This window comes from Comamonas granuli NBRC 101663 (assembly GCF_000739995.1).
In the GTDB taxonomy this organism is placed as follows: Bacteria; Pseudomonadota; Gammaproteobacteria; order Burkholderiales; family Burkholderiaceae_C; genus Simplicispira; species Simplicispira granuli.
The window spans coordinates 83,604-91,033 of the sequence record NZ_BBJX01000012.1 but is presented as its reverse complement, the minus strand read 5'-3'; the positions used below and the strand labels follow the sequence as shown (position 1 = coordinate 91,033).

Annotated in this window: 8 protein-coding genes; all 8 read right to left on the bottom strand. The window is 60.1% G+C overall.

Annotation, left to right across the window (positions count from 1 at the left end):
* Nucleotides 1-102: 102 nt before the first annotated feature.
* Nucleotides 103-627, bottom strand: coding sequence for a phosphoribosyltransferase (locus tag CGR01S_RS12905; RefSeq protein WP_042427814.1), 525 nt, complete (start codon nucleotides 625-627; stop codon nucleotides 103-105).
* Between the two features lie 55 nt (nucleotides 628-682).
* Complete coding sequence (locus tag CGR01S_RS12900) at nucleotides 683-2,056, bottom strand: adenylosuccinate synthase (RefSeq protein WP_042427812.1); 1,374 nt, start codon at nucleotides 2,054-2,056, stop codon at nucleotides 683-685.
* A gap of 29 nt (nucleotides 2,057-2,085) precedes the next feature.
* Complete coding sequence (locus CGR01S_RS12895; protein ID WP_042427810.1) at nucleotides 2,086-3,237, bottom strand: ATP phosphoribosyltransferase regulatory subunit; 1,152 nt, start codon at nucleotides 3,235-3,237, stop codon at nucleotides 2,086-2,088.
* A gap of 75 nt (nucleotides 3,238-3,312) precedes the next feature.
* Complete coding sequence (locus CGR01S_RS12890) at nucleotides 3,313-3,507, bottom strand: DUF2065 domain-containing protein (protein WP_369345553.1); 195 nt, start codon at nucleotides 3,505-3,507, stop codon at nucleotides 3,313-3,315.
* A 20-nt stretch (nucleotides 3,508-3,527) separates the two neighbouring features.
* Nucleotides 3,528-4,427: a protease modulator HflC gene (hflC, locus tag CGR01S_RS12885; RefSeq protein WP_042427807.1), complete on the bottom strand. Its 900-nt coding sequence runs from the start codon at nucleotides 4,425-4,427 to the stop codon at nucleotides 3,528-3,530.
* A 9-nt stretch (nucleotides 4,428-4,436) separates the two neighbouring features.
* A complete protein-coding gene (gene hflK, locus CGR01S_RS12880; RefSeq protein WP_042427804.1) occupies nucleotides 4,437-5,804 on the bottom strand; it encodes an FtsH protease activity modulator HflK in 1,368 nt (455 codons plus the stop codon).
* Between the two features lie 50 nt (nucleotides 5,805-5,854).
* Nucleotides 5,855-7,033: a GTPase HflX gene (hflX, locus tag CGR01S_RS12875; protein WP_042427801.1), complete on the bottom strand. Its 1,179-nt coding sequence runs from the start codon at nucleotides 7,031-7,033 to the stop codon at nucleotides 5,855-5,857.
* A 60-nt stretch (nucleotides 7,034-7,093) separates the two neighbouring features.
* Nucleotides 7,094-7,348 carry an RNA chaperone Hfq gene (gene hfq / locus CGR01S_RS12870; protein WP_042427843.1) on the bottom strand — a complete coding sequence of 85 codons (255 nt, stop codon included), beginning with the start codon at nucleotides 7,346-7,348 and terminating at the stop codon, nucleotides 7,094-7,096.
* Between the last annotated feature and the right edge of the window lie 82 nt (nucleotides 7,349-7,430).

Here is a 7,430-nt window from a genome sequence, read left to right as displayed (position 1 = left end):
GGGGAAGCAAGAAGTCGAAGAATTTTTGACAGCTCGCCTGAGAACCGGAAACATCTTCCATCGCAAGGGACACGGATCATACCATGGCTTGCGGGCACATCGTCAAAGTTGCCACTTGGCCAGCAATTTTTCCGGACTCAGATTGTCATAAGCCTCGAAGGGCTGGTGGATCCAGGGGTTGGTCGGCAGGAACTCCACCGTGTAGTCCGGCGTGAACGAAGACACCCCTTTGGTCCAGATCACTGCACTGCGCAACTCCGTGATCGGTGCATAGTTGTTCTTGAGCATGTCAATCACCGCATGCAGCGTGTGCCCGCTGTCTGCCAGGTCATCAACAAGCAGTACGCGCCCTGCAATCTCACCTTTGGGGGTCGTGATGAACCGCGCGATGTCCAAGTGCCCGCGCACTGTGCCAGCCTCGGCACGGTAGGAACTGGTGGACATGATGGCCAAAGGCTTGTCAAAGATGCGGCTGAGGATATCCCCCGGGCGCATACCACCACGCGCCAGGCACAGGATGGTGTCGAACTCCCACCCAGATTGGTACACCCGCAGCGCCAGTTTTTCAATCAGGTTGTGGTACTCGTCGTAGCTCACGTAGAGGTGCTTGCCGTCTTCAGTCAACATGGTTACTCCTTTATTAATAGCACACAGCGCTTTTTAAACGCGGGAGATAGCCTCTTCACGACTGAAACGGATGCTGCATCACGATGGTGTGATCGCGATCCGGGCTGGTGGAGATGAGGGCCACAGGCACTCCGGTCACCTTCTCGATGCGTTGCAAATAAAGGCGTGCATTGGCAGGCAGGGAACCATACTCCGTTACCCCGACCGTGGACTCGCTCCAACCTTCCATGCGCTCATACACAGGCGTGCACCGTGCAATCTCATCGGCTCCCATAGGCAACAAATCGATGTATTCACCATCGAGCATGTAGCCGGTGCAAAGCTGCAGTTCTTCCAGGCCGTCCAGAACATCCAGCTTGGTGATGCACAAGCCGCTCAATCCATTGACCTGAGCGCTGCGCTTGAGTAAAGCAGCGTCAAACCAGCCGCAGCGTCGGCTGCGCCCGGTGGTCACGCCCTTCTCTGCACCCACCGTGCTCATGTGGTAGCCCGGGGTTCCAGGGGTTTGCCAATCCAGCTCCGTAGGGAAAGGCCCGCCACCGACGCGCGTGCAATAGGCCTTGGTGATCCCCAGGATGTAATGCAGCAAACCCGGTCCTACGCCCGCACCAGCCGCCGCGTTACCCGCGACGCAGTTGCTGGAGGTCACATAGGGATAGGTTCCATGATCCACATCCAGCAGTGTTCCCTGCGCACCCTCGAACAGCAGGTTCTGACCGCCGAGATGTGCCTCGTTGAGCTCGCGCGACACATCCGCCATCATCGGCAGGAGTTGCTGGGCATGCCGCATGGCCTCATCGAAGACGGGTTGGAACTGAATCCTGCCCTCTTGCACATAAGGCTGCAGTGTGGGACCAAAATCGAACTGAGTGGAGTGCAGGTAGGTCGCCAGTACGTGGTTGTGCAGGTCAAGCAGCTCCCGCAGCTTGGTGGCAAAGCGTTCTGGCGATTTGAGGTCCTGCACGCGCAGGGCGCGGCGCGCGATCTTGTCCTCGTAGGCTGGCCCGATACCCCTTCCGGTCGTACCGATTTTCTCGGTACCCCCCTTCTCTCGCGCCGCCTCGCGCGCCAGATCCAGCGCCACATGGAACGGCAGGATCAGAGGACAAGCCTCACTGACGCGCAGGCGCGAGCGCACCTCGACACCCGCACGTTCCAGCCCTTCGATTTCCTCGAACAGTTTGGCCGCAGAGAGCACCACACCGTTGCCGATGTAGCACTTGACGCCGGGGCGCATGATGCCGCTGGGGATCAGATGCAAGGCCGTCTTCACGCCATTGATCACCAAGGTGTGCCCTGCATTGTGGCCGCCCTGGAAACGGACCACGCCCTGCGCACTCTCCGTCAGCCAATCAACCAGTTTGCCCTTGCCCTCGTCGCCCCATTGGGTTCCCACCACGACAACGTTGCGACCTTTGGAAATGTTCATTTTCAACCCGTTTTGCAATTTCAATCCGTTCAACCCATAGGGCGCACAAGCCACCGGCCATCGACCTGCACCAGCTCACGATCGCACTGGAATTCGTCCACTTCGCTCTCGTGCCCCGGAAATACGCACACGACGGTCTGCCCTTGCGCCCGGAGATCGGCCACGGCCTGCCTCCATTCCACTGCATCCCCCCAGTACGCGCGGATCGCCGGCTGCAAGGGGCGTGACGGCGTGGCCATGGCGAGCTGCTTGACGTCCAGGCTGAAGCCTGCCGCAGGACGATTGCGCCCAAATGCGGAACCGACCTCGTCGTAGCGCCCGCCGCGAACCAGTGCGTCGCAGGCAGCATTGGCATAAATGGCGAATCGGGGCCCGCTGTAATAGGCATAACCACGCAAATCTGACAGATCGAAGAGCACCTGGCACCCTCCGATCCGATCGGCCAGCCAGCGCAAGCTGGTCAAGTGCGCTGCAATCCCTGGAATGTGCTGCAACACCCGAGCGGCTTCATCCAGCACGCTTCTGTCACCATAGAGCTGCATCAGCGCCAGCAAACCCTCTCGAACGTGAACAGGAAAGCCGCGCGTGACCGATGCAAGTTCACTGCCATCCTTGGAGGCAAGTGTTGCGTAGACACGGCGCAAGGTTTCGGGATCGGCCATTACGCCAGCGAGCAGGGATCGCACGATGCGTACATCCGCCATGTCCACGGTGTAATCACGAACACCGGCAACATCAAGACATGAACGAGCCAGGCCCAGTGCCTCCAGGTCGGCTTCCAAGCCGGCATGTCCATAAATCTCTGCGCCAAACTGAAGAGGCTCGCGCGTGGCATGCGGGCGGTCTGGCCAGGTATGCAGCACCGGACCGCAATAGCACAGGCGCGCGACACCCTGGCGATTGAGCAAATGCGCGTCGATGCGCGCCACCTGCTGGGTGGTATCGGCACGCAGCCCCAGCATGCGCCCGGAAATCTGATCGACCAGCTTGAAGGTCTGCAGGTCCAACGCCTCGCCAGCACCGGTCAATAAAGACTCCAGATGCTCCAGCAAAGGGGGCATGACAAGCTCATAACCGTAGCTGCGCGCAGTGTCGAGCAAGCTGCGACGCAGTTCTTCGATGTTTCTCGCCTCAGAGGGCAAGACATCGGCAATATGATCCGGCAGGACCCAAGCAGACATGGAAGGTGGAGGCTCTGTGAAAAGAGAGATTCTACCGGCTAGGGCTCAGCGCCCTGGGAGGGCGACAGGCGGCGCTCAGGCGATCAGTAGGATCGCCGCCCCGGCCAGGACACTCAGCAACCCCAGGAACCGGATCTGCCCATCGCGCAGTTCGATCATTTGCCGGAACCAGGCCCGCCAATGCGCCGGAAACGCGAGGGGCAGCACCCCCTCCATCACGAAAAAGAGCGCAAGCGCCAGCCAGATGGAATCTCCCCAGGGCATGGACATGTGCCACGGCTCCGCCACCATCAGCGGGCAGCCGCCCCCGTGGCGCCCGCCCCCCTGAGGGCCTTGAAGAAATCCGACGCTGCGGGATCCAGAACCAGGATATCGTTCTTCTTGCCCAGGCTGGCCTTGTAGGCGTCCAGACTGCGCCAGAACTGGGCAAACTGCGGATCCTTGCCAAAGGCCTCAGCGTAAATCTTCGCAGCCTCGGCGTCGCCTTCCCCCTTGACCTTCTGGGCATCCCGGTAGGCATTGGCGATGGTGATTTCACGCTGGCGATCGGCATCGGCACGGATTTTTTCGCCCTCAGCGGCGCCCGTCGAACGCAGCTCGTTGGCTACCCGCTTGCGTTCCGCCTCCATACGGCGGTAGACGGATTCGGTAATGGTCTCCGCGTAGTCCACACGGGTGATGCGGACATCCACCACGTCCACGCCCCAAGGCTTCGCACCCTTGACCGCCTCCAGCACCTCTCGCTTGACATCCGCCATCAAGGCTTCCCGCTTGAGCGAAATCAACTCCTTGACGGTGCGCTTATTGATCTCTTCCTGGAAAGCATTGCGCACCACACGATTGAGCTGCATGGCCCCTGCACTTTCATCCAGCCCCACATTGCGGATGTAGTCGGAGGGATCCGTGATACGCCAGCGCACATACCAATCGATCACGACACGCTGCTTTTCGGCCGTCAGGACTGGCTCGGTATCCGAGCTGTCGAGCGTGAGCAATCGCTTGTCGATATAGGAAACGTTCTGGAATGGTGGCGGTAGTTTGAAGTTCAACCCCGGCTCGGTGATGACCTCCTTGATCTGCCCCAAGGCATAAACCACACCGAACTGGCGCTGGTCAACCACAAAGACCATGGAGCTGAGCAAGGCCAGCAGCACCAGAATGGATGTCGCGAAAAAACCAAGCTTGTTCACATTGCTCTCCTAGCGGGATTCCCTGTCACGCGCACGTCCCAGGTCGCGCGATCGGGCGTCCGTGGATGAAGGTGTCACGGCAGGCACGGCGCCTGCAGCAGTGCCCGATGGGACGGCTGCAGCCTCCTGCGGAAGGACCGATGGCTGCGATGCGCTTTGCATGATTTTGTCCAACGGCAGGTAGAGAAGATTCCCCCCCTGACGCGAGTCAACCAGAATCTTGGTCACATTGGCGTAGATCTGCTGCATGGTGTCCAGGTACATGCGATCGCGCGTGACCTGCGGAGCCTTCTGGTACTCTGCCAGCACAGCACTGAAGCGCTGCGCATCACCCTGCGCCTGGGCCACGATACGCGCCTTGTAGGCCTCGGATTCCTCTTTGAGGCGTGCCGCAGAACCCACGGCACGGGGCACCACATCATTGGCATAGGCCTGGGCTTCATTCTTGGCACGCTCACGTTCCTGCCCCGCCTTGAGCACATCGTCGAAAGCAGCCTGCACCTGCTCAGGTGGCCGCACGCCTCCCTGCTGCAGGTTGATGCCCACAATCTCAACCCCGACCTTGTAACGGTCCAGAATGGTCTGCATCAGTGCACGCACGCGGGGCGCAATCTGGTCGCGCTCCTCGGCAAGTGCCGAATCCATGCGCATCTTGCCCACCACCTCGCGCACCGCAGTTTCGGCGGCGTGCACGACCGCATCTGCAGGATTGCGGCTCTCGAACAACCAGGCGCGCGCATCGTTGAGCCGGTATTGCACGGCAAATTTGATTTCGACGATATTCTCGTCCTCGGTCAGCATGGCCGAATCCCTCAGACCGGTGGCCTTGATGATGGTGTCGCGACCGACGTCCACCGAACGGATTTGGGTCACGAAGACGAGTTCATGGCGCTGGATCGGATAGGGCAAGCGCCAATTGAAGCCCGCCCCAACGGTTCCCTTGAACTTGCCGAACTGGGTGATCACCGCCTGCTGTCCCTCCTGCACGATGAAAAAGCCCGTGCTCAACCAGATCAGCAGTGCAATCGCGGCAATCAATCCCACACCGACGCCAGCACTCTTCATATCGGGCTGGTATCCATTGCCACCATTGCGCTCGGGGCCACGGCCACCGCCGTTGCGGTTGCCAAAAAAACCGGAGAGCTTGCGGTTGAGATCACGCCAAAGCTCATCCAGATCAGGGGGTTGTGCCCCGGGTCGGGAATCCCGCCCGCCCTTGTCGCCCTGCGATTCTGGCGTAGGTCGCGATCCCTCGGGACGCCCTTCAGCACCCGAACCATCCTCACCCCTGCCCCACCTCGGATCATTGAGGTTGAACATCCCACGCAGGCGTTGAGGCAAGGCAGCCCAGCGACGGACACTCGATTCTGAATTCATGCGCAAGTCTCAGGTTCTCGAATCAATCAATACAGGCGGATTGTGCCGAATCAACGGACATCCCCCTCCAAAGGGGCAATAAACCCTGTGGACATATCCCCGCCCCGCGCCTGGAGCACACGGCGCGCCAATTCCGCGCGCAAGCCATCCAGTCCATCGGATCGGCGAGCGCTGACGTACAAGCGCGTCAACTGCCGGCCCTCCACCTCGTAGGTGTCCCCAAGCACCGCCGGACGCAAGGCCGGCGCAAGTGCATCGAGTTTGTTGAACACCAGAATCTGCGGAATGGCATCAGCGCCGATCTCCTTGAGGACACTTTGCACCTGAGCGATCTGCTCTGGGAAATGGGGGTTGGCAGCATCCACCACATGAAGCAGCAAGTCAGCGTCCACAGCCTCCTGGAGGGTCGCCTGGAACGCCTCAATGAGGCCATGCGGCAGATCGCGGATGAACCCAACGGTATCGGACAGGGAGACTGAACAGCCTGCGGCCGCCAGATATAGCTGGCGTGTCGTGGTGTCCAAAGTCGCAAACAGTTGATCCGCGGCATAGGCACGCGCCTTGACCAGCGCATTGAACAATGTCGACTTGCCGGCGTTGGTGTAACCCACCAGCGAAATGCTGTAGACCGCTCCCCGCTCGCGTTGACGCCGCTGGGTCGCGCGCTGGCGCTTGACTCTGAGCAGCCGCTCCTTGGTGCGCTTGATGGCCTCGTCGATCATGCGCCGATCAAGTTCGATCTGCTTTTCACCCGGCCCACCACGCAGGCCTGTTCCTCCGGCCTGCCGCTCTAGGTGCGACCAACGCCTTACGAGGCGAGTGCTCAGGTACTGCAGTCGCGCAAGCTCGACCTGCAATTTACCTTCATGGCTGCGGGCACGCTGGGCAAAGATCTCCAGGATCAACAGAGTGCGATCATTGACCGGCAGAGATAGATGCCGCTCCAGATTGCGTTGCTGCGCTGGACTCAGGGACTGATCGAACAGAATCTCCTGGGCGCCATGCATTTGCGCCAGCAGACGAATCTCTTCTGCCTTGCCGCTCCCGACAAACAACGCCGCATCCGGCGCCTTCCGCTTGCAGGTCAGACGCGCCACGGGATCCATGCCCGCCGTTTGAGCAAGCAAGCTCAACTCTTCCAGTTCCGCATCGAAATGCGGCAAACCGAAATCCACCCCGACCAAAAGCACCGGCACGGACTGCCGATTGGAAGTCAAAGAGTCGCTCAAATCAGCAGGAAGAAAAATGTCGGCAGCGGCCCCGCGCCTTCGGAGCAATCAACGATGCGCTCACGCACCGCCGCTGGCGGTCTCGGCGCCATCGCTCACCGAAAAATTGACGGCACGGCCCGGCACAATCGTGGAAATGGCGTGCTTGTAGACCATCTGGGTCACGGTGTTGCGCAGCAGCACCACGTATTGATCGAATGACTCGATCTGGCCCTGAAGCTTGATCCCATTGACCAAGTAGATCGAGACCGGCACATGTTCCCTGCGCAAGGCGTTGAGGAACGGATCTTGAAGAAGTTGGCCTTTATTGCTCACGATATTCTCCGTGTTCAAAAATCATTTTTGGATGTACACCTTACCACAGCCCGGGCCCAAGGCACGAAAGTACCGGTGCGCC